General features: G+C 36.6%; 17 protein-coding genes, 9 tRNA genes, 1 rRNA gene, 1 pseudogene and 1 riboswitch. Of the genes and pseudogenes, 7 read left to right on the forward strand and 21 right to left on the reverse strand.

Features of this window, described 5'->3' with window-relative positions; genetic code table 11:
• Nucleotides 1-81 precede the first annotated feature (81 nt).
• A complete protein-coding gene (locus ABH961_RS27720; RefSeq protein WP_098068808.1) occupies nucleotides 82-846 on the reverse strand; it encodes a hypothetical protein in 765 nt (254 codons plus the stop codon).
• A gap of 154 nt (nucleotides 847-1,000) precedes the next feature.
• Here ABH961_RS27720 and ABH961_RS27725 point away from each other — a divergent pair, with 154 nt between their 5' ends.
• From ABH961_RS27725 to ABH961_RS27740, 4 genes are all read left to right on the forward strand, one after another.
• Nucleotides 1,001-1,909: an NAD(P)-dependent alcohol dehydrogenase gene (locus ABH961_RS27725; RefSeq protein WP_098642506.1), complete on the forward strand. Its 909-nt coding sequence runs from the start codon at nucleotides 1,001-1,003 to the stop codon at nucleotides 1,907-1,909.
• 80 nt (nucleotides 1,910-1,989) lie between these two features.
• Nucleotides 1,990-2,104, forward strand: a riboswitch (SAM riboswitch).
• 85 nt (nucleotides 2,105-2,189) lie between these two features.
• Nucleotides 2,190-3,002 carry a MetQ/NlpA family ABC transporter substrate-binding protein gene (locus ABH961_RS27730; RefSeq protein WP_098048776.1) on the forward strand — a complete coding sequence of 271 codons (813 nt, stop codon included), beginning with the start codon at nucleotides 2,190-2,192 and terminating at the stop codon, nucleotides 3,000-3,002.
• Nucleotides 3,003-3,014: 12 nt separating this feature from the next.
• Nucleotides 3,015-4,055 (forward strand): methionine ABC transporter ATP-binding protein, encoded by a 1,041-nt coding sequence (locus ABH961_RS27735; RefSeq protein ID WP_098079914.1) that lies wholly within the window; start codon nucleotides 3,015-3,017, stop codon nucleotides 4,053-4,055.
• On the forward strand, nucleotides 4,030-4,698 hold the full coding sequence (locus ABH961_RS27740) for a methionine ABC transporter permease (RefSeq protein WP_048542980.1): 669 nt from the start codon (nucleotides 4,030-4,032) through the stop codon (nucleotides 4,696-4,698). The genes ABH961_RS27735 and ABH961_RS27740 overlap by 26 nt, the downstream gene beginning before the upstream one ends.
• Before the next feature lie 37 nt (nucleotides 4,699-4,735).
• On the opposite strand, the gene ABH961_RS27745 is transcribed toward ABH961_RS27740, so the two are convergent.
• Nucleotides 4,736-5,512: an SDR family oxidoreductase gene (locus ABH961_RS27745; RefSeq protein ID WP_098079912.1), complete on the reverse strand. Its 777-nt coding sequence runs from the start codon at nucleotides 5,510-5,512 to the stop codon at nucleotides 4,736-4,738.
• A 385-nt stretch (nucleotides 5,513-5,897) separates the two neighbouring features.
• Here ABH961_RS27745 and ABH961_RS27750 point away from each other — a divergent pair, with 385 nt between their 5' ends.
• From ABH961_RS27750 to ABH961_RS27760, 3 genes are all read left to right on the forward strand, one after another.
• The gene (locus tag ABH961_RS27750; RefSeq protein ID WP_048542982.1) at nucleotides 5,898-6,389 is read left to right on the forward strand and encodes an RNA polymerase sigma factor; all 492 of its coding nucleotides are present in this window, start codon (nucleotides 5,898-5,900) and stop codon (nucleotides 6,387-6,389) included.
• Nucleotides 6,389-7,306, forward strand: a complete 918-nt coding sequence (locus ABH961_RS27755; RefSeq protein ID WP_098079436.1) for a sigma factor regulator N-terminal domain-containing protein — start codon at nucleotides 6,389-6,391, stop codon at nucleotides 7,304-7,306. The genes ABH961_RS27750 and ABH961_RS27755 overlap by 1 nt, the downstream gene beginning before the upstream one ends.
• Nucleotides 7,307-7,546: 240 nt before the next feature.
• Nucleotides 7,547-8,053, forward strand: a complete 507-nt coding sequence (locus ABH961_RS27760; RefSeq protein ID WP_048542984.1) for a DoxX family membrane protein — start codon at nucleotides 7,547-7,549, stop codon at nucleotides 8,051-8,053.
• Between the two features lie 72 nt (nucleotides 8,054-8,125).
• On the opposite strand, the gene ABH961_RS27765 is transcribed toward ABH961_RS27760, so the two are convergent.
• From ABH961_RS27765 to rrf, 19 genes and pseudogenes are all read right to left on the reverse strand, one after another.
• Nucleotides 8,126-8,692 carry a DUF4256 domain-containing protein gene (locus ABH961_RS27765; RefSeq protein WP_098079909.1) on the reverse strand — a complete coding sequence of 189 codons (567 nt, stop codon included), beginning with the start codon at nucleotides 8,690-8,692 and terminating at the stop codon, nucleotides 8,126-8,128.
• A 117-nt stretch (nucleotides 8,693-8,809) separates the two neighbouring features.
• Nucleotides 8,810-10,774, reverse strand: a complete 1,965-nt coding sequence (locus ABH961_RS27770; RefSeq protein ID WP_404520451.1) for a S9 family peptidase — start codon at nucleotides 10,772-10,774, stop codon at nucleotides 8,810-8,812.
• A 285-nt stretch (nucleotides 10,775-11,059) separates the two neighbouring features.
• Complete coding sequence (gene glmS / locus ABH961_RS27775; protein ID WP_000334153.1) at nucleotides 11,060-12,862, reverse strand: glutamine--fructose-6-phosphate transaminase (isomerizing); 1,803 nt, start codon at nucleotides 12,860-12,862, stop codon at nucleotides 11,060-11,062.
• A gap of 12 nt (nucleotides 12,863-12,874) precedes the next feature.
• Nucleotides 12,875-13,061, reverse strand: a pseudogene (locus tag ABH961_RS27780) (hypothetical protein).
• 286 nt (nucleotides 13,062-13,347) lie between these two features.
• The gene (gene glmM, locus ABH961_RS27785) at nucleotides 13,348-14,694 is read right to left on the reverse strand and encodes a phosphoglucosamine mutase (RefSeq protein WP_048542987.1); all 1,347 of its coding nucleotides are present in this window, start codon (nucleotides 14,692-14,694) and stop codon (nucleotides 13,348-13,350) included.
• The gene (locus ABH961_RS27790) at nucleotides 14,687-16,150 is read right to left on the reverse strand and encodes a CdaR family protein (RefSeq protein ID WP_098079905.1); all 1,464 of its coding nucleotides are present in this window, start codon (nucleotides 16,148-16,150) and stop codon (nucleotides 14,687-14,689) included. The genes glmM and ABH961_RS27790 overlap by 8 nt, the downstream gene beginning before the upstream one ends.
• The gene (gene cdaA / locus ABH961_RS27795) at nucleotides 16,143-16,964 is read right to left on the reverse strand and encodes a diadenylate cyclase CdaA (protein ID WP_001115707.1); all 822 of its coding nucleotides are present in this window, start codon (nucleotides 16,962-16,964) and stop codon (nucleotides 16,143-16,145) included. The genes ABH961_RS27790 and cdaA overlap by 8 nt, the downstream gene beginning before the upstream one ends.
• A 249-nt stretch (nucleotides 16,965-17,213) precedes the next feature.
• Nucleotides 17,214-18,107, reverse strand: coding sequence for an arginase (gene rocF / locus ABH961_RS27800; protein ID WP_048542989.1), 894 nt, complete (start codon nucleotides 18,105-18,107; stop codon nucleotides 17,214-17,216).
• A gap of 209 nt (nucleotides 18,108-18,316) precedes the next feature.
• Nucleotides 18,317-19,462, reverse strand: coding sequence for a glycerate kinase (locus ABH961_RS27805; protein ID WP_141520059.1), 1,146 nt, complete (start codon nucleotides 19,460-19,462; stop codon nucleotides 18,317-18,319).
• 115 nt (nucleotides 19,463-19,577) lie between these two features.
• Nucleotides 19,578-19,650 (reverse strand) — tRNA-Ala (locus ABH961_RS27810).
• Between the two features lie 10 nt (nucleotides 19,651-19,660).
• A tRNA-Gly gene (locus ABH961_RS27815) sits at nucleotides 19,661-19,732 on the reverse strand.
• 5 nt (nucleotides 19,733-19,737) lie between these two features.
• Nucleotides 19,738-19,813 (reverse strand) — tRNA-Lys (locus ABH961_RS27820).
• Between the two features lie 5 nt (nucleotides 19,814-19,818).
• Nucleotides 19,819-19,893 (reverse strand) — tRNA-Gln (locus tag ABH961_RS27825).
• 65 nt (nucleotides 19,894-19,958) lie between these two features.
• Nucleotides 19,959-20,042 (reverse strand) — tRNA-Tyr (locus ABH961_RS27830).
• Nucleotides 20,043-20,059: 17 nt separating this feature from the next.
• Nucleotides 20,060-20,135, reverse strand: a tRNA-Val gene (locus tag ABH961_RS27835).
• A gap of 5 nt (nucleotides 20,136-20,140) precedes the next feature.
• Nucleotides 20,141-20,215, reverse strand: a tRNA-Glu gene (locus ABH961_RS27840).
• A 22-nt stretch (nucleotides 20,216-20,237) separates the two neighbouring features.
• Nucleotides 20,238-20,310 (reverse strand) — tRNA-Thr (locus ABH961_RS27845).
• A gap of 4 nt (nucleotides 20,311-20,314) precedes the next feature.
• Nucleotides 20,315-20,389, reverse strand: a tRNA-Asn gene (locus ABH961_RS27850).
• A 9-nt stretch (nucleotides 20,390-20,398) separates the two neighbouring features.
• Nucleotides 20,399-20,501, reverse strand: a 5S ribosomal RNA gene (rrf, locus tag ABH961_RS27855); the annotation flags it as partial.

Raw genomic sequence — 20,501 nt, forward strand, 5'->3', positions numbered from 1 at the left:
ATATTTTTCTAAGAAGAAAATATATTAGTAACGAAAAAAGAGAGATACCCTTACTCTTTTAGGCATCTCTCTTCAAATCAATTAATTCGTTACTGGCAACTGTATGGGATCAAATTTTTCATATGATGTATATTTTATATCCGTCATAATTTTTGCTTTCTCCTTACTATTTCTACTCACAACTATATCCAATTTTAATGATTCATATTTAAAATCTTTTGTGATCATATATTCTGCATCTATCTCTTCTACCTTTGCATTTTGTGCTTCTAATGCTTTCTTCTGCGTTTCACCTATACTACCTAAAATACTCTCTGCATCTTTTCCTTTTAACCTGACCTTTAATTTATATTTGTCTCCACTTTTTTCCATCTTCATTTTTTGTACAATTTCTGGTGGGATTTCTACATTCTCTTTCACACTCTTGGCTGCATTCATCCCACTAATATTTAATTTCTCTTCTGGTATAGATATAACTTCACCTGTATTAGGATTCTTCACTTGACCAACAATTTTATCATTTACACCATAAATGATAATATCCGTACCCGAAACATTCATTTCAGCACGAGAACTCTTTGTTTTCAGCTCTATTTGTATTTTAGCCTTCATTATACTCAGTTCTTGTCCATCAGCCTTTATGTCCATATCCTGCATCACCGTTACATACTCTTCATTTTTTAAGTTCTCATACGCCTTATTAAAAATATCTTTTGCGGCTAAATCCTTCTCTTTCTTTACTGATGCCGTTTTGGGTTCACCCGTCTTCGATACTTTATCACTACTACACCCTACCCCTAAACCAATTGTAAGTAATAAACTAGAAGCTACTATAATTTTCTTCATAAAAATCCCCCTTTACCAAATAATACCACTTTTTCATCTTTTAAATCTATATGATTTCCAATGTCATTATTTAAATTCAGCTCTAAATAACAACATGTTTGATGAAAGGTTTAAATATGATGTAAATAAAAACAACGAAATTCGGGAGGTTATTATGAAAGCAATGATTTGCACAAAATATGGACCACCTAACGTTCTTCAGCTTCAAAATATAGAGAAACCTACACCTAAAAAGAACGAAGTATTAATTAAAATTCACGCAACAAGTGTATCGACTGGAGATTGTAGAATACGCGGTTTTAATAGTCCCCTCTTATTTTGGATTCCTATGCGGATCATATTAGGTTTCAGAAAACCGAGAAAACCTATACTTGGCGTAGAGTTATCCGGTGAAATCGAAGAAATAGGAACAGATGTAACCCAATTTAAAAAAGGAGATTCTATCTTTGCATTAACAGAACTAAACCTCGGTGGTTATGCCGAGTACACATGCGTACATGAAAGTGGATTAATAACATTAAAACCTACCAATGTGACGTATGAAGAAGCGGCAGTTATTCCTTTTGGTGGAACTTCAGCATTACATTTCCTGAGAAAGGGTCGTATAAAAAAAGGGCAACAAGTGCTCATATATGGTGCCTCAGGATCGGTAGGAACAGCTGCTGTACAACTTGCTAAATATTTCGGCGCAACCGTTACGGGTGTTTGTAGTAATTCAAATTTTGAACTCGTTCAATCTTTAGGAGCTGATAAAGTAATTGATTATACGAAAGAAGATTTTACTAAGAGGCGCGAGCGCTACGATATTATATTTGATGCAGTTGGAAAGTATAAAAAATCCCTTTGTACAAATGCATTAACACCCAATGGAAAATATGTATCTGTTAATGGAATGATGGCAAAGGTAAGTAAAGAGGATATGATTCTACTAAAAGAACTAACTGAAACAGAACATTTAAAACCTGTTATTGATAGAACTTACCGATTAGAAGAAATTGCTGAAGCTCATATGTATGTGGAAAAGGGACATAAGAAAGGTAACGTTTCTATTACCTTAAAATAAAATATATTCAGAAAATAACATTGACAATTCTTTTTGTAAGATTTACTATTAGTACCATATTAAAAAACTACATACACATACTCTTATCAAGAGTGGCGGAGGGACTGGCCCGATGATGCCCGGCAACCGAGCTTATGACGTATAAGCTAAGGTGCTAATTCCTGCAAAACGAGTTTTCGTTTTGGAAGATAAGAGAGGAACCTATTTTATCTATTCGGCACCTCTCTTATTTTTGAGAGGTGCTTTTTATTTTGGAACGTATATGAAGGGGGAACTATAGATGAGAAAAGTATTATTGAGCATTGTAAGTGGAGCGGTATTATTGTTAGGTGCATGTGGTGCTAATTCTGATAAAGAGGTAAAAGCATTAGATGAGAAAAAGATTACTGTCGGTGTAACTGGCGGACCACATGAACAAATTTTTGAAAAGGTAAAAGAAGTGGCAGCAAAAGACGGACTCGAGATTGATGTAAAAGTATTTAATGATTATGTAGCACCGAACGTATCTTTAGATGAAAAAAGCCTCGATGTAAATAGCTATCAAACGAAATCATATTTAGACGTATTTAAAGCGGAACGTAATATGAAATTAACTGAAGTATTTTCAACAGTAACATTCCCTATGGGCGTATATTCTAAAGACATAAAAGATGTAAAAGACTTAAAAGAGGGCGATGCAATCGCTGTACCAAATGATCCAACGAATGAACTTCGAGCTTTAAAGCTATTTGAAAAAGCAGGCGTTTTAAAAGTGGATCCAAAGGCTACAGAAAAAGCGACTGCGAAAGATGTAATTGAAAATCCAAAAAATTTAAAGATTGTTGAATTAGAGGCATCTCAATTACCGACACAACTAAGTGAAGTGAAAGCAGCTGCAATTAATACAAACTTTGCATTAGGTGCAAAATTAAGCCCTGCGAAAGATTCTATTTTCCGTGAAGGAAAAGATTCACCATATGTAAACTGGGTCGTTGTTCGTACTGAAAATAAAGATGATGCTGTTGTAAATAAATTAAAGAAAGCTTATCAATCTAAAGAAGTAAAAGAATTTATCGAGAAAAAATTTGATGGTTCAGTTTTACCATCTTGGTAGGAGCTGACGATAATGATTGAATTAAAAAATGTATCCAAAGTATTTACAACAAAAAAAGGGAATGTAGAAGCTCTTAAACCTACTTCCCTTCAAGTAAAAAAGGGCGAATTATTTGGAATCATTGGATATAGTGGCGCTGGTAAAAGTACATTAATTCGATGTGTAAATTTATTAGAAAAACCAACGACAGGAAATATCATTGTAAACGGCCAAGACTTAACAACTTTATCAGCAAAAGAACTAGCAAAATCGAGACAAAAAATCGGAATGATTTTTCAAGGATTCAACTTACTTAAAACTGTGACAGTTTATGAAAATATCGCATTACCGTTACGTCTATCTGGTCTTCCCAAAAATGAAATTGAAAAAAGGGTAGAAAAGTATTTACGTATTGTCGATCTTTTTAACCGAAAAGATGCATATCCGAGCGAACTTTCTGGCGGCCAGAAGCAACGTGTTGCCATTGCACGTGCACTATCACATGAACCGGAAGTGTTATTAAGCGACGAAGCAACGAGTGCTTTGGATCCAGAAACAACTGAATCTATTCTCGACCTATTATTAAAGATTAATGAAGAAATCGGGATCACAATTTTATTAATTACACATGAAATGAATGTTATCCAGCGTATATGTGACCGAGTTGCTGTTATGGAACATGGAGCAGTAGTTGAAAGCGGGACTGTGAAGGATATCTTCACAAACCCACAGCATACAACAACGAAGAAATTCGTAAACAGTGCATTTGCAGCTAAAATTCCAGAAGAAGTACAAAAAGAACTTCAAAGAACCGGAGAAATCGTAACACTTTCATTTATAGGAACCTCTTCTGGCGAACCAGCGTTAGCTATCGCTACAAAACGCTTTCAAGTGTATCCGAATATTTTATCCGGTAATATTACGCAGTTAAAACATGAAGCATACGGGAAACTGATTATTCATATGCAAGGTGAAAAAACTGAAGTAGACCGCGCTTTATCATTTTTACAAGAGCAAGGGATCATTGTAGAAGGAGGTAGAACAGACTATGGGAAACAAATCCTTTTTGGATGAATGGGGTAAAGTCATATGGGAAGCAACCATTCAAACATTTCAAATGACATCTATTTCACTATTTATCTCTATCCTTATTGCATTACCACTTGGCGTTACACTTGTTTTAACGCGACCTGGTGGACAGCATGAAAATAAAATTATTTATCCTATTCTTAATACCGTTATTAATATAATTCGCTCTCTTCCATTTATCATTCTATTATTCTTCATTTTACCTTTTACAAAGTTTCTAATGGGAACCTCCATTGGTGTGCAAGGTGTTATCGTACCACTTGTCGTATTCACAGCTCCTTATATTGCACGATTAATGGAGACAGCTTTATTAGAAGTAGATCGTGGTGTTATTGAAGCTTACCAAGCGATGGGCATTTCTACTATAAAAATCATTTGGCACGTTATGGTGAAAGAAGCTCGTCCCTCCCTTGTACTTGGATTAACAATTGCAACGATTGGTTTAATCGGTGCAACAGCAATGGCTGGACTTGTAGGTGCTGGCGGTCTTGGTGATTTAGCATATCGATTCGGACATTTACGCTACGAACCGGAAGTAATGTATGCAACTGTCTTTATTTTAATTATCCTCGTTCAAGGGCTACAATCTTTAGGGAACGGTGTTGCACGAAGATTGAAGAAAGATTAAAAAAGAAGGTATCTCACTAGGGTGAGATACCTTCTTTTTACCTTTTAAATCCACCTTCAGAATGAATAACTTGTCCAGTAATCCATTCTGCTTCTTCACTTACTAAAAACTTAATGAGTCTTGCCGCGTCCCTCGGCTCACCAATTCTACCAAAAGGAAACATCGGCTTTAATCCTTGCTTTATCTCTTCAGTCATCCAGCCTGTACTAGTTGGACCTGGATTAATTGCATTCACTGTTATACCTAGGTGGGCGACTTCAGCTGACAACGAACTCGTAAGGGCATCAATAGCTCCCTTCGTTGTTGCATACGCTAGCTCTCCAACCATAGGCCCTTGAAATTGTCCCGACGTCATATTCACAATTCTACCACCAGATTTCTTATCAAATCCTCGGGCAAATTGACTACTTAACAATGTAGTTGCACGAACATTTACTATGTAGTGCTTATCTAATTCTTCAGCAGTCAAATTAGAGAAGTCATTATTTTTAGAATACGCTGCATTATTAATTAATATATGAGGGTAACCTAGTTGTTCAGTAACTTTATTTATAAGCTCTTTCGGTGCATCATTCTGAGTTAAATCTAACTCCATACTCGATACTTTCACACCGTTTTTTAGTAACTCTTCTTTTAATTGTGTTTGTTCACTTTGATCAACGCCCCAAGGCATTTCTTTATCGTACGCTGTCCAATACGTAAAAAATATATCATATCCTGCTCCAGCTAATTCTTTACAAATCGCTGCGCCTATACCATCTAGACGACTTACACCTGTAACAACTGCTATTTTATTTTTTAATTGATTCATCATATACTCCTCCAATTTAAAGGACGCATACTTTATATAAGAGATATGAATTTCCCTACACATTATCCTTACAAAAGGGATGTACAAGCCAAATATGCAGTCCTTGAATGATTTACAGATAACTAAATAAACCCTCACTTATGAGAGAAAAATTTATCTATCTAAATTTCGAATCATCACAAGTTCATCCACATATCGAGTCTTTATCCCCTCTCCATATATCTCCAAATTTTATTTTAGCATTAAAGATTTAATATTTCAAAAATAAAATAACCACTCCTATTTATAAAGTATCATGTACTATAAACCATAGTTAATAACTAATTTAAGTTTAAGTGTATACATTTACCATTACCTGTTCGTTGTATAAGTGTAGGGAGGAAAAATGATGGGAAAAGAAAATATATTGACCTCCTATCTTATCAATTTAGGAGAGGAAGTGTTCAAACTACTATTAGCGAAAGGAGCTATAAAGGAAGATGCAGAAGACATCATCCAAAATACTTTCTATAAAGTATACACATTGCTAGATGACTTAACCGAGAGTAACATTCGTCCGTGGTTTTTTAGAGTCGCATTAAATGAATACATTGATTTAAAACGAAGAAAAGAACAGCAAAATATCTACTTAACTGAAGAAATTTATTCAAAACTTCAATATACAGACCGAGAATTGGATGCAGTTTTAAATAAAGATGAGATTTTCTATTTATTAAAAGATATAAAACTAGAATACAAAGAAGCCTTCTTTTTAAAATATTACTACGCTTTTACATACGAAGAAATCGCTCTAATACTAGATATTCAAGTAAACAGCGTCAAACAAAAGTTACAGCGTGCACGTAAAGCAATTCACTCAAAAATAGGAGGAACACCTTAATGGATACTTCTTTAAAAGATGCATTAAAAAAGGCTAAAAGAAAACAGTTACTTAAAATCATCATTACCTCTATTATCGTTGTCATGGTGCTTATCCCTATCATTTATAAAGTTGGCAATTACTTTGCAGCGAAAAGCTCTACAAAGCTTCACGAACGACTCTTTTTACATAATGCAATTGCAGAGCCCAATGTCCATATTGATTCTCAAGTTACGAGTAATTCCTCTATGTTTGGTGGCAATATCGTATCTAATCGTTCTAAAAACATTAACGGTTACTTAGTGCGATGGAATACACTGACAAGCTCTTACGACTGGTTTCGTTCTAACATCGATTACAACGAGTTAATACCAGGTTCTTATTGGTCTAGTTCTAGTACCGAGTCTTACAATTATGATAAACAAACGAAAAATAAAGTTGCTACATTTTATAATCCAGCCATCAAGAAATATCATGATGGCGTCAAAAATGAATTAAGTGCAGTTTCAACAATGGATAACTATGTAGCAGAAGTTGCTATCTCTTTCGATAAAGCTTATACATTAAAAGAAATTCAAAAGAAACTACCAGATAACTTAAATATCGTATGGCTATATATGGTCTCACCTATTAAAGATGAAAGCAGAGGTCCTTCCGGTATGCCAGTTTACGGATTTAACCCAGAAAAATCCCCTGAAGAAGCATACAAAAGGTTCTTTGATTCACTTAAACAATTCGATGACGATGGATATGACGAAGATATCCAAAAGTTTTTAAAATTAAACAAGGACAAACCATTCGATCAAGTGAAAATTTTAGGTGTTATGCTAACTGGGAGAACGGAAAACTTTAAGGCATTAGAAAACCAAGACTTTATTCGAGGTGCTTCTGTAGGGGTGACTGCACAAGTTATTCCTTATATAAAGCCAGAGAAGTAATCCGGAATGCCCATATGAACTTAAAGAGCATACATGAACCTGTTTACTACGGGAGCTAGCCGCTACAATAGATAGCTCCTATCCCTGATTTATTGCTTAATTTTCAAAAATAAACGTCACAATATTGTATGTGCAATTTTATAAATAAAAAATCATAAATTTGTTCACATTATATCCATTGTGAATTTTTTCACAATGGATATATAATAAACGTGTAAATACAATATTGGAGGGATTTCAATGGTTATCAATTTTTTAAGAACTGATAAACGTGCTACTTTCATATTATTACTTTTACGGCTTTATATAGGATATACATGGCTCGCTGCTGGGATAGGCAAAGTCTTCGGACAATCTTTTGACGCAAGTGGTTTTCTAAAGGGCGCTATTGCTCAAGCATCAGGTGACCACCCTGCAGTACAAAGTTGGTGGGCAGACTTCCTTCAACACTTTGTTCTTCCAAACGCAGACCTATTTAGCTTTTTAGTTCAATGGGGAGAAATTTTAGTAGGTCTAGGTTTAATTTTAGGCGGATTAACAAAAACTGCTGCATTCTTTGGAATTATAATGAATCTTTCATTTTTACTAAGTGGAACTGTTAGTGTAAACCCAAATCTGCTTATTTTAACTATGTTCATTTTAGTTGCAGGTCATAACGCTGGACGTATTGGATTAGATGGATATGTTTTCCCTAAACTTTTCCGTAAAAACAACCATGAAACATATAAATTAAGTAAAACTGCGTAGTAACAGTTTACTTTTAAAATATAAATAAGAAAAAGAGCCTAAGTATAGGCTCTTTTCTTACTTACTCCAAATTTAAACTCTTAACGAACCACGGAATCCTCTGGCAGCATAATAGGAATCTGCTCCATTGTGGTACACGAAAACATGTCCGAAGCGATAATCGCAAAATAGAGCACCACCGAGTTCTCGAATATCTGAAGGTGTTTGTACCCAACTTGATGATTTCATGTCAAAATCCCCAAGTTGTTGCAATTCCCGATATTGTTCTTCCGTTAATAGTTCAATGCCCATAGCATTTGCAACATCAATAACGTTATTTTCTGGTTTATGTTTTTTTCTTGATTCTAACGCTTCAAGATCATAACAAAGACTTCTGCGGCCTTTAGGACTCTCCTTTGAACAATCATAGAAAGTATACTCGTCCTTCTCTTCATTATAACCAACAACATCCGGCTCACCGCCAGTTACTTCCATTTCATGAATTGACCACAATTTTTCAGTATTAGTAGTCAGCTTCGCTTCAATCTTAGCCCATTCAAGACCTTCATGGCGGTTCATGTTTTTCTCAAAACGAGCTTGTAATACTTTTAATAGTTCTTCACGTTGTTCTACAGATAACTCATTCTTATTCGCTGTCATATTAGTCCTCCGAATTCCGTTCCCTATAATCATTTAAATCTTCTCAATAATGGTTTGCATACAGTTTACAACAATCTGATACAATTGCACAACGAAAAATCCCTGTGCGGATATCCATTATATAGTACGAAAATCTTTCATGCTTTCTCCAAGAATATAGTGTGAAAACCACATCAAGTTCTGCTTCATAATAGCTACATTCATTCCCGGCTGATCAGAACTATATGCCATTCCTTTAAATATAATTAACTCCGTATCAACTTCCATATCTCTTAACCCTTCATATAGCTCATATGCATTTGTAATTGGAATTCTTACATCCTTTTCCCCATGTTGAATTAACGTAGGCGTACAGGCTGATTTAATATATGTCATTGGTGATGTTTTCTTATATATCTCTGGATCATTCCATGGAGTATTTCCTAAATACATGCTAATAAAGTAAGGGATATCTGTATTTACATAATGAGTACTCCAGTTCGTAATTCCTCCCCCAACTGAGATAGCTTTAAATCTATCACTAAATGTAGAACAGAAAGCAGATATATATCCTCCGTTACTCCATCCCATAACTCCTACTCTATCTTTATCTACAATTCCTTTTTCTACTAGTGCATCCACTCCAGATATAACATCATCGTAGTCAGCAAATCCTTGTTTTCTATAGTTTGCTTTTAAAAATTCATTACCATAACCAGAACTTCCTCTATAGTTTGGCTCTAAAACGATAAAGCCTTTTTCGATAAACTGTTCAATCGGATATTTCTCATTAAAACAGCCTGAAAATATCGGAAAGGATGCCCAAGCTGGACCACCATGGATTACTACTAATAAGGGATATTTTTTATTTAAGTCACACTCTACTGGGGTTGATAGAACACCCTCTATTTCAAGACCATCACTACTTTTCCATGAGATGATTTCTCTGTTACTTTTAAGCCTTCCTTCGAAAAAGCTATTTTCATTTGTTACTTTTTTATCATCCAAATAGATTTCAAAGGTTTCATTTGTTATAGCCTTAGTATATGTTATATGATTGCCATCCCTTGTTATAGAGGCATCCATTATAAAGCCATCTACTTTGTCGCTTAACATTTCCACAGTGCCATCCTCACATAGCAAGCCAATACGGTAATTCGTTTTATCCTGCCATCTAATTAAAACCCCTTTAGCTGTCCACTGCAATGGCATAACCGTACTATCAAAATCGGTTAAAGGTTGAATCACTTCTCCAGTATTCATATCATATATCTCTAATGTATTATCTTGTATATGATTTCTATAGTAATCCTTCTCTCTTATGCTTGCTGCGTAACATATTTTGTTGCTCTCAGGAGAAAAGCAAACGCTCCCTCCTAACAACTTATCCATATTCATTTTTTGTAGTTCCCCAGCTTCAACATCTAATATATATAGATCATCATTCATATAATCGTTTAAGCTTGGTGTAGCCATACATACAACCTTTTTCCCATCATTTGAAATATCAAAGTTATGTATATAAAAATCTTTACCATTCGTTAGTTGATAAATACCGCTAACTTTCCGTCCCTGTTTATCATTTTGTATCACTTTTTCTATTTCAACGTAGTATAAACAATTATTCCGATGTTCCTTACCTACATGGTGAAAATCTCCATATAGTCCCTTACGTTTCTTTATTTCCTCACATTCTTTTGACTGTGCAATATAATAAAAACCTTTACCAGTAGGCTCCCATTTGAATGTATTAACTCCCTCCTTCTCATTCGTAATTTGAACCTCACTACCACCGTCTATGGACTTAACAAAGATTTGATTTGTATTCTCCCCGTCACTACCTGGGCTAAGGTATGCAATAGTCTTAGAATCTGGAGACCATAATGGATGTGTACTATCTATATCCCCATCTGTTAGTGGGTAACTCTGCTCTTTATCCTTTTCATATATCCATACATGATTTCTATACGTATTGTCTTTCCAGTTAGCTGTCTTCTTAACAAACGCTACGTTTTTGCCATCATCACTTATGTTTGCACTTGATAAGGCCGGTAATGAAATAATCTCTTCTATACTTAAATATGTTTTTGCTTTCACTTTCATATAATAAGCCCCCTTGTAATGTCCATGAATCTATCGTCTCTTCTCTTTATAATAAAGAAAATGGTTCAATGATACTTAAAATAGTAACGGAAAATTCAGATAAATAAAAGTGGTTCTATTCCAAATCCGATAAAGTAAAACTTTCATTAGTAGGGTGCTATCCACTTAGCAATTTTAGATGTTCTTTTTCGGCACAAAAATACCCCTTTAGATAAACTATCCAAAGGGGTACAAATTCGTAAATTTATTTAAAATCTACACTATATTTATTAACCTACTAATCTCCTACTCAACAGTAACAGACTTAGCTAAGTTACGTGGCTTATCAACGTCACATTCGCGGTGAAGTGCCGCGTAGTATGAGATAAGTTGGAATGGAATAACTGCTACTAGCGGTGCTAGCGCTTCGTGTACAGCTGGTAATACGAAGCTGTCACCTTCCATTTCTAAGCCTTTCATTGAGATGATACATGGGTTAGCTCCGCGTGCTACTACTTCTTTCACGTTACCACGAATTCCAAGGTTTACGTGCTCTTGTGTAGCAAGTGCGATAACTGGTGTACCGTTTTCGATTAAGGCGATTGTACCGTGTTTTAATTCTCCTCCAGCAAATCCTTCTGCTTGGATGTAAGAGATTTCTTTTAGCTTTAACGCACCTTCTAATCCTACGTAGAAGTCTACGCTACGTCCGATGAAGAAACAGTTACGAGTTGTTGCTAAAAATTGTTTTGCTAATGCGTCCATTTCTTCTTTTTGATCACAAAGTTCTATCATTGCATTTGCTACAAGTCCTAATTCGTGTGTTAAATCGAAATCAAGAACTTCGCCTTTTGCTTTAGCAATGTCCGCAGCTAAAATTGAAAGTACTGCAAGTTGTGCTGTGTACGCTTTCGTTGATGCAACTGCGATTTCTGGTCCCGCGTATAACGGAAGTGTGTAATCAGCTTCACGAGAAAGTGTAGAACCAGGTACGTTTGTAATCGTTAATGCTTTATGCCCCATTTCATTTGTTTGCACAAGTACTGCACGGCTATCAGCTGTTTCACCACTTTGTGAAATATAAATGAAGAATGGTCTTTCTGTTAATAATGGCATGTTATAAGAGAATTCACTTGCTACATGCACTTCAACTGGCATTTTTGCAAACTTCTCGATAAATTGTTTTCCAACAAGACCTGCATGATAACTTGTTCCACATGCAATGATGTAAATACGATCGCTATCTAAAATCGCATTGCGGATGTCTGCATTCAGTTCAATCTCGCCATTTTCATCTTGATACTTTTGAATTATATTACGGATTACAAGTGGTTGCTCATCGATTTCTTTAAGCATGAAATGAGGGTATGTTCCTTTTTCAATATCACTTGCGTCTAATTCCGCTGTAAACGGTGCACGTTCAATCGTTTCACCTTGTAAGTTTTTAATTGTAATACTTTCTTTCGTTACGATTACGATTTCTTTATCCATTAACTCAATAAATTGATCTGTAACTTGTAACATCGCCATAGCGTCGCTCGCCACAACATTAAAGTTGTCACCAACACCTACTAATAGCGGGCTTTTGTTTTTAGCAACATAAATCATGTTTGGATTTTCAGCATCAAGTAATCCGATTGCATAAGAGCCATGTAAAAGAGATAGCGTATTACGGAACGCTTCTTCTACACTTAGTCCTGTGCTCACTTGTTGTTCCATAAGCTGTACGATAATCTCTGTATCCGTTTCACTTACGAACGTTACATCTTGTAAATATTCTTTTTTCACTAATTCATAGTTTTCAATTACACCGTTATGAACTAGTGTAAAGCGTTTTGATGTACTTTGATGCGGATGCGCGTTTACTTTGCTTGGAACACCATGTGTAGCCCAGCGTGTGTGACCGATTCCCACGCTTGCTGCTACGTTCTCATCTACGATTTCGCGAAGTTTTGCAATACGACCTTTTTCTTTGTATACAACAACACCGTTCTCTGCTTGTACTGCAATACCTGCTGAATCATATCCACGATATTCTAGCTTTTCTAAACCTTTTAATAAAATTTCCTTTGCATCTTGTTCTCCAATAAATCCTACGATTCCACACATGTTTAGTCGCCGTTACAAATGCTTACATTGCTCTGCGAACATGTAACGACATAGTCCGATACCATTTTTATTTATACTAAAAAAACGGATTACATATTGCTAGCCCTGTAAGCTTGTAACGGCTTTCACCTTCCTCTCGATTGGGTTTAAGTCCGTATATACTTATACAGCTAGTTTGTATCCGTTCCTTTTCTCTCATCACACTTTCACCTTTGTCCACTAAGTCACCTTAATGATTTAAGTAAAAGCTTGCGGTTGTGATGAACAACCGGGAGTCATCCGCCGAAATCTCGATAAACTCCACCTCGTCAACTACACTACTTGTAGTTCTGGCGCTTCTATAATTTACAATATTTCCTTTGAGAAAAAGAACAAGACCATCTTATAACAAACATAGATAAACCGTCAATGAAATTTTTTTCATCGTCTATAAAACATATGAAAAAGGAGCACTTCTTGTGCTCCCTTTTCATAAATTTATTGAATTATTCAGCGCCAACTTCAGCTTTCACAACTTCTACAATACGATGTACATATGCGTCACACACTTCTTGTGTTGGTGCTTCTGCCATTACACGAATAAGTGGCTCTGTTCCAGATGGACGAACAAGAATGCGGCCATCACCGTTCATTTCTTCCTCTACAACACGAATAATATCTTTAATTTTTTCATTTTCTAATGCTAGTTTTTTATCTGTTACACGAACGTTTACTAGTAATTGTGGGAATTTTGTCATCTCACCTGCAAGCTCAGATAATGGTTTTTTCGTCATTTTCATGATGTTCACCAATTGAAGTGCACTTAACATTCCATCACCAGTTGTAATGTAATCAAGTAAGATAATATGACCAGATTGTTCTCCACCTAAGTTGTAACCACCACGCTTCATCTCTTCCATTACGTAACGGTCACCAACTGCTGTTTTATCACTTGTAATACCGTTAGCTTCAAGTGCTTTATAGAAACCTAAGTTACTCATAACTGTTGAAACGACTGTATTATGCTTTAATTGACCAGTTTCTTTCATGTACTTCGCACAAATAAACATAATTTGATCGCCATCAACGATGTTTCCTTTTTCATCTACAGCGATTAGACGGTCACCATCACCATCAAAAGCAAGACCGATATCAGCGCCTTTGTCTTTTACTAATTTAGCTAATACTTCTGGATGTGTAGAACCTACTCCATCGTTAATATTCATGCCGTTTGGTGAAGTTCCCATTGTTGAAATATCAGCCTCTAAATCCGCAAATAAGTATGGAGCTAAAGAAGACGTAGCACCATGCGCACAATCTAAAGCGATATGTAAACCAGAGAAATCTTCCTCTACAGTTTGTTTAATATATTGTAAATATTTTTGGCCGCCTTCAAAATAATCACTCACTTGTCCAAGATTCGTACCTGTTGGACGTGGTAACTCATCAACTTCTTTGTCTAATAAAGCTTCAATTTCTGCTTCTTGCTCATCTGTTAATTTAAAACCGTCTGAACCGAAGAATTTGATTCCATTATCCTGTACTGGATTATGAGATGCAGAAATCATAACACCTGCTTGTGCATCTAGCGCTTTTGTTAAATAAGCAACACCTGGTGTAGAAATAACACCAAGGCGCATTACTTCTGCTCCAGTTGATAATAGACCCGCTACTAAAGCTCCTTCTAACATATGTCCTGATATACGTGTATCACGGCCAATAATTACTTTTGGACGATCTGTATCTTTTGTTAATACATACCCACCAAAACGTCCAATTTTGAACGCTAATTCAGGCGTTAACTCCTGGTTCGCAACCCCGCGTACTCCATCTGTACCAAAATATTTACCCATTATGATTCTCTCCTTTTTCTGGCTCTTTTTGATTATCTACTGTTGGCTCTTGACTAGTTTCTTTTTCTTTATCTTTATTTTGTTCCTGTTCCGTGTCAGGCTTAGGTTCAGGATTTTTTGGTTTTTCAGTTTGATTATCTTGGTTATTATTTGAATCTGGTTTTTCACCGTTACCCTGTACTTCTTTATCTGGATTTTCTTTCTTCACAATTGTGACTTTGGCACTTTTTTGCTTTGGCTCTATTGAAATATTACCAGGACCGCTCACTTGAATAGAAACATCCTTCGTCCCCGGAGATACATTTTGCAGATTAATGGCTGCTGTTATTTGAGCAGCTGTTATTTTATCTACTATACTTGTTTCTCCTGAAATATCAACGCTTATCTTCCCATCTTGCGGTGAAAGTAGCTGGGCCGTAACATCTTTAGAAAGTCCATTTTTTTGAATTGATATACCATCAATCGTTCTTGTTTTCGTTTGTTTTGTTTTTTGCACTCCTACCGAAACCTTCACTTGATTCGGTTTTGCACTTGTTACACCCTTTGGCAATAAAACAGAGGTATCGAATGTTGTAGACTCTGTCAATTGACTAAGATCTACTTCGACCCCCTCTATCGATTGTATATTATCCAAGATATCTTTTGGACCTGCTATCGTTACTTCTCTCGGCTCAATGCTAATATTTGTAACGGCCAATCCTTCTGGTAAACTCCCCTTTTTCGTATACGTTACAGGAACAGTTTTTTCAGTATTATTGGCCGTAGCTTGCGTCGCCACATTCAATGTTACACTAATTTTAGATGGACTCGTTCTTACATTTAAACGTTTTCCTTCTCTATTGTATAATGTAACTTCGGCTGTTTTTGTAACAGTTTTATTAACACCTTTTAAATCAATATACGCCTTAGCAGATGAAATACTTTCAATTTCTTCTTTCGTCCCAACTACCTCAACAGTATCAGGTTTAATGTTTGATTTTTCAAGAGTTGAACCCGCTGGCATTTGATCCTCATTTGATAATTTTAAGTCTACATGAACGTATTTTCTCGCTTTTTCATGTAGAGTAATTTTAATTGTTGATGGCTGAACTGTTCCTTTCACATCATCTGGAAGCCCGTTCGTTTTCAAAGAAACCTCATAAGTTCCTTTTTCGCTATCTCTCAAATCAACTGGTATATCAAATTGTTTTTTCGCTTTTGCTGTAGCAACTGCTGCTTTTGGGCCCTCTAACTTCACCTTAACGCCCTCTGACGGAATACCACTTACAATATATTTCTCTTCATCATACTTAAGGTTAATGGCATAATTAGTTAAGGTTTCTTTCGCATCATTTGCGAAAGGTAGTATCCCCGATGTCGTATTTTTTTCAGTTAAAGTCGCTGACATAAAAAGCATACACGCCAATAGTAATGAGATCCCTTTTAAAAACCAATGATTCTCCATTAACTTATCCATGACGCTTTCTCCTCCAATTCCATAAAGACGAAGAAGTCGTTTTTTCGCTCGCACTAAATTCAGCTAACAACATATCTTTCAGTTGTTCTGTCTTCAAATCACGATGCAACTTACCATTTTTCGTTAAAGAAATTTGGCCAGTTTCTTCCGACACAACTACTGTAATACTATCAGTAACTTCACTAACTCCCATTGCAGCGCGATGCCTAGTTCCTAGTTCCTTAGAGATAAACGGACTTTCCGATAACGGAAGATAACACGCTGCTGCTTTAATGGTACTTCCTTGCATAATGACCGCTCCATCGTGAAGAGGTGTATTAGGAATGAAAATATTAATAAGTAATTCCGATGATACGTGTGCATTTAGCGGAATACCCGTTTCCACATAATCACCCATACCGGTCTCTTTTGACAAAGTAATTAATGCACCAATTCTACGTTTCCCCATATATTCCGTTGCTTTCGCTATCGCTGTTGCAACGATTTCAGGTTCATCATCCTCATGAGTTCCAACACGCGAAAATAAACTCCCGCGTCCTAGCTGCTCAAGTGCTCTTCGCAATTCTGGCTGGAAAATAATAATAACGGCTAAAAATCCCCACGTTAATACTTGCTCAGTTAGCCAATAAAGCGTATGCAATTCAAGGAAAATACTGATCATCCGAACGACAATAATAACTGTAATCCCTTTTAAAAGTTGAACAGCTTTCGTCCCTCGGATTATGAGAATTAGCTTATATATAATAAACCATACAACGGCAATATCTAATACCGTACTAAGATATTTCAAAATGGTCGTATCTTCAAAAGGCATGCTAACCCTTCCTCCTACTTACGAGCAATTCTATCCATATATTGAAATATTGTTTTATGCTCTATCTGTATGTATTTCCAACAACTAGTTAATTATACCATACATGAAACAAACGACAATTACAAACAACCCCCCTTTAGTCTAAATTGGCAAGATGTCAAACATTATTATCGTACAGTATAATATAAATCATTATTATACGCTTATTTTCAAATAAAAAAAGCAACTTCTCAGTTGCTTTTCTTACATTTATTTTAGTTTTTCACCGAATAAAGAACCCATTAAAGCAACTGCCGTTGTTGCCGTTCTGTTTCGCTCATCTAAAATGGTATTTACTTCAACAAACTCAGCAGATGTGACAATATCAGCTTCCGCTAACATTTCCATTGCTAAATGGCTTTCACGATAAGATAGGCCACCAATTACAGGCGTTCCAACTCCTGGTGCATCATGAGGATCAAGACCATCTAGATCTAATGATAAATGTACACCATCAGTATGAGATAAATAAGCGATTGTTTCTTCCATAACAGCCGTCATACCCATACGATCAATCTCATGCATCGAGAATACTTTAATACCTTCCTCGCGAATAAAGTCTTTTTCTCCTTCATCTAATGCACGTGCACCGATAATTACAACATTCTCTTTTTTCACCTTTGGATATGCCCCGTATAAATCTACAAGCGTTTGATGTCCATACCCTAAACTTGCTGCAAGTGACATGCCATGAATATTTCCAGATGGTGAAGTTTCCTCTGTATTTAAGTCACCATGTGCATCGTACCAAATAACACCTAAATTTTTATAATGTTTCGCAACACCAGCTAATGTACCAATTGCGATACTATGGTCACCACCTAATACAAGTGGAAAACGTCCCTCTTCTATAATATGATCCACCTTACTTGCTAATTCGTTACATACAGTTGCAACTTGTGTAAGGTTTCTTAAGTTTGTATTTACATCTACTTCTTTTTCTCTCTCTATACATATATCTCCTATATCTTTAACGTCATATCCAATTTCTTTAATTCTTTCAATTACGCCTGCATAACGGATTGCACTCGGCCCCATATCTACCCCGCGACGCATCTGTCCTAAATCCATTGGAACTCCAATAACTGAGATTTCTTTTTTCATAGATAGTATCCCCCTTTTATGCCTTCACTAAATATTTTAAATCTTTTATATAGTCTGACTCAACTCGACATTTTTCTGTATGGATATACAAATTATTCACTTATATTCGCTTTAAAAACGCAATTTCAAGACTATTCTATGTATAAAGTTAACTTAATGAAACAACTACCATCATTATTATTAAATAATAATAAAAAACACTCCTACATTTAGAAGTGTTTTTCTGATGCTATTTTCCATACTGCGGCAATATTCTTTGCTGTCATTTCGATATTCTCTTCCGCTACTTTATATGCCTCTTCTAATGTCATAGGACTCGCTGTAATACTAAATACTGCATCGATTCCTTTTTCATGAACAGCTGGATAATTCGGAGATACAGATCCTCCAATAGCAATGACAGGAATACGAAAATGCTTTGCACGCTCCGCAACACCTACAGGGGCCTTTCCATATGCTGTTTGTTCATCTATTCTCCCTTCGCCAGTTATAATTAAATCTGCTCCTTCTATATGCTTATCAAAATTTGTATAGTCTAATACAATTTCAATTCCTCTCCGCAAGTTTCCCTTTAACACTGCAATAACAGCTGCTCCCATTCCTCCTGCGGCTCCTGCGCCAGGTATTTTAGATACGTCGCAAGATAAGTATTGTTTAAGGATATTCGCATAATGCTTTAAATTCTCATCCAGCTCTTTCATCATCTCTGCATTCGCACCCTTTTGCCTCCCAAATATGAAAGATGCTCCCCTTATTCCAACTAACGGATTATCTACATCACATGCTGCTTCTATCTTTATATGCAGTAAGCGTGAATCCATGCATGAAAAATCAATAGCGACAATCGAATGTAACGTTCCTCCAGATGGCTTTATTACTTCCCCTTTCCCATTTATAAACCTGACTCCTAAAGCTGACAACATACCTGCTCCGCCATCATTTGTAGCACTTCCGCCAAGTCCTAAAATAATGTGCTCAGCTCCTTCATCTAGCGCATGTAGTATAAGTTCTCCTGTTCCTTTAGTCGTTGTAATAAGTGGGTTTCGCTTTTTAACCGGAACATGTTGTAATCCTGATGCTGCTGCCATTTCAATAAACGCTGTCTTTTTATCTTTAGACATACCGTAAAAGGCTTGTACACGTTCTCTAAGCGGTCCTGTCACATGAAGGGGTATCATTCTTCCATCTGTAGCATCCACAAGTGAATCAACCGTTCCTTCACCTCCATCTCCAATTGGTATTTTTACGTACTCTGCTTTAGGAAAAATTGCTCCAAATCCTCTTTCAATAGCTTCACATACTTTTATAGCTTTTAAGCTTTCTTTATATGAATCAGATGCAATAACAACTTTCACAATTATCCCCATCCTTTATTTTTACATTTTCTTCATTTTAAACGACAAGTATGAAAGTTGTCTTTTTAAATACAAAAAAAGCTTACATCATATGATGTAAGCTTTTTTATTTAGATGGAGCCTAGCGGGATCGAACCGCTGACCTCCTGCGTGCAAGGCAGGCGCTCTCCCAGCTGAGCTAAGGCCCCTTAGTAATAAAGCGGAAGACGGGATTCGAACCCGCGACCCCAACCTTGGCAAGGTTGTATTCTACCACTGAACTACTTCCGCGAAAATGGTGAGCCATGAAGGATTCGAACCTTCGACCCTCTGATTAAAAGTCAGATGCTCTACCAACTGAGCTAATGGCTCGTAAATGGCTGGGCTAGCTGGATTCGAACCAGCGCATGACGGAGTCAAAGTCCGTTGCCTTACCGCTTGGCTATAGCCCATTAATATTTACTAGTATGGTTATCTTTTCAAAAAAATAAACCCTCTCAGGTTATTTTAAAGAAAATGGTGGAGGGGGGCAGATTCGAACTGCCGAACCCGAAGGAGCGGATTTACAGTCCGCCGCGTTTAGCCACTTCGCTACCCCTCCGACATTTAAAATATATATGGTGGAGGATGACGGGATCGAACCGCCGACCCCCTGCTTGTAAGGCAGGTGCTCTCCCAGCTGAGCTAATCCTCCAAAAGTGGTGACCCGTACGGGATTCGAACCCGTGTTACCGCCGTGAAAGGGCGGTGTCTTAACCACTTGACCAACGGGCCAAAAATTTCAAAACTCTTCCCAAGCTTCCAACCGGGCTTGAACCGGTGACCTCTTCCTTACCATGGAAGTGCTCTACCAGCTGAGCTATGGAAGCATAATGGCTCCGCAGGTAGGACTCGAACCTACGACCGATCGGTTAACAGCCGATAGCTCTACCACTGAGCTACTGCGGAATAATAATAGCCTGGCAACGTCCTACTCTCACAGGGACAAGGTCCCAACTACCATCGGCGCTAGAGAGCTTAACTTCCGTGTTCGGTATGGGAACGGGTGTGACCTCTCTGC

The sequence above is a fragment of the Bacillus sp. RC251 genome, from assembly GCF_044908765.1.
GTDB lineage: Bacteria > Bacillota > Bacilli > Bacillales > Bacillaceae_G > Bacillus_A > Bacillus_A wiedmannii.

Coding starts and splice junctions, on each gene's coding strand:
- ABH961_RS27720 (WP_098068808.1), bottom strand. CDS start 846: ATGAAGAAAATTATAGTAGCTTCTAGTTTATTACTTACAATTGGTTTA.
- ABH961_RS27725 (WP_098642506.1), top strand. CDS start 1,001: ATGAAAGCAATGATTTGCACAAAATATGGACCACCTAACGTTCTTCAG.
- ABH961_RS27730 (WP_098048776.1), top strand. CDS start 2,190: ATGAGAAAAGTATTATTGAGCATTGTAAGTGGAGCGGTATTATTGTTA.
- ABH961_RS27735 (WP_098079914.1), top strand. CDS start 3,015: ATGATTGAATTAAAAAATGTATCCAAAGTATTTACAACAAAAAAAGGG.
- ABH961_RS27740 (WP_048542980.1), top strand. CDS start 4,030: ATGGGAAACAAATCCTTTTTGGATGAATGGGGTAAAGTCATATGGGAA.
- ABH961_RS27745 (WP_098079912.1), bottom strand. CDS start 5,512: ATGATGAATCAATTAAAAAATAAAATAGCAGTTGTTACAGGTGTAAGT.
- ABH961_RS27750 (WP_048542982.1), top strand. CDS start 5,898: ATGGGAAAAGAAAATATATTGACCTCCTATCTTATCAATTTAGGAGAG.
- ABH961_RS27755 (WP_098079436.1), top strand. CDS start 6,389: ATGGATACTTCTTTAAAAGATGCATTAAAAAAGGCTAAAAGAAAACAG.
- ABH961_RS27760 (WP_048542984.1), top strand. CDS start 7,547: ATGGTTATCAATTTTTTAAGAACTGATAAACGTGCTACTTTCATATTA.
- ABH961_RS27765 (WP_098079909.1), bottom strand. CDS start 8,692: ATGACAGCGAATAAGAATGAGTTATCTGTAGAACAACGTGAAGAACTA.
- ABH961_RS27770 (WP_404520451.1), bottom strand. CDS start 10,774: ATGAAAGTGAAAGCAAAAACATATTTAAGTATAGAAGAGATTATTTCA.
- glmS (WP_000334153.1), bottom strand. CDS start 12,862: ATGTGTGGAATCGTAGGATTTATTGGAGAACAAGATGCAAAGGAAATT.
- glmM (WP_048542987.1), bottom strand. CDS start 14,694: ATGGGTAAATATTTTGGTACAGATGGAGTACGCGGGGTTGCGAACCAG.
- ABH961_RS27790 (WP_098079905.1), bottom strand. CDS start 16,150: ATGGATAAGTTAATGGAGAATCATTGGTTTTTAAAAGGGATCTCATTA.
- cdaA (WP_001115707.1), bottom strand. CDS start 16,964: ATGCCTTTTGAAGATACGACCATTTTGAAATATCTTAGTACGGTATTA.
- rocF (WP_048542989.1), bottom strand. CDS start 18,107: ATGAAAAAAGAAATCTCAGTTATTGGAGTTCCAATGGATTTAGGACAG.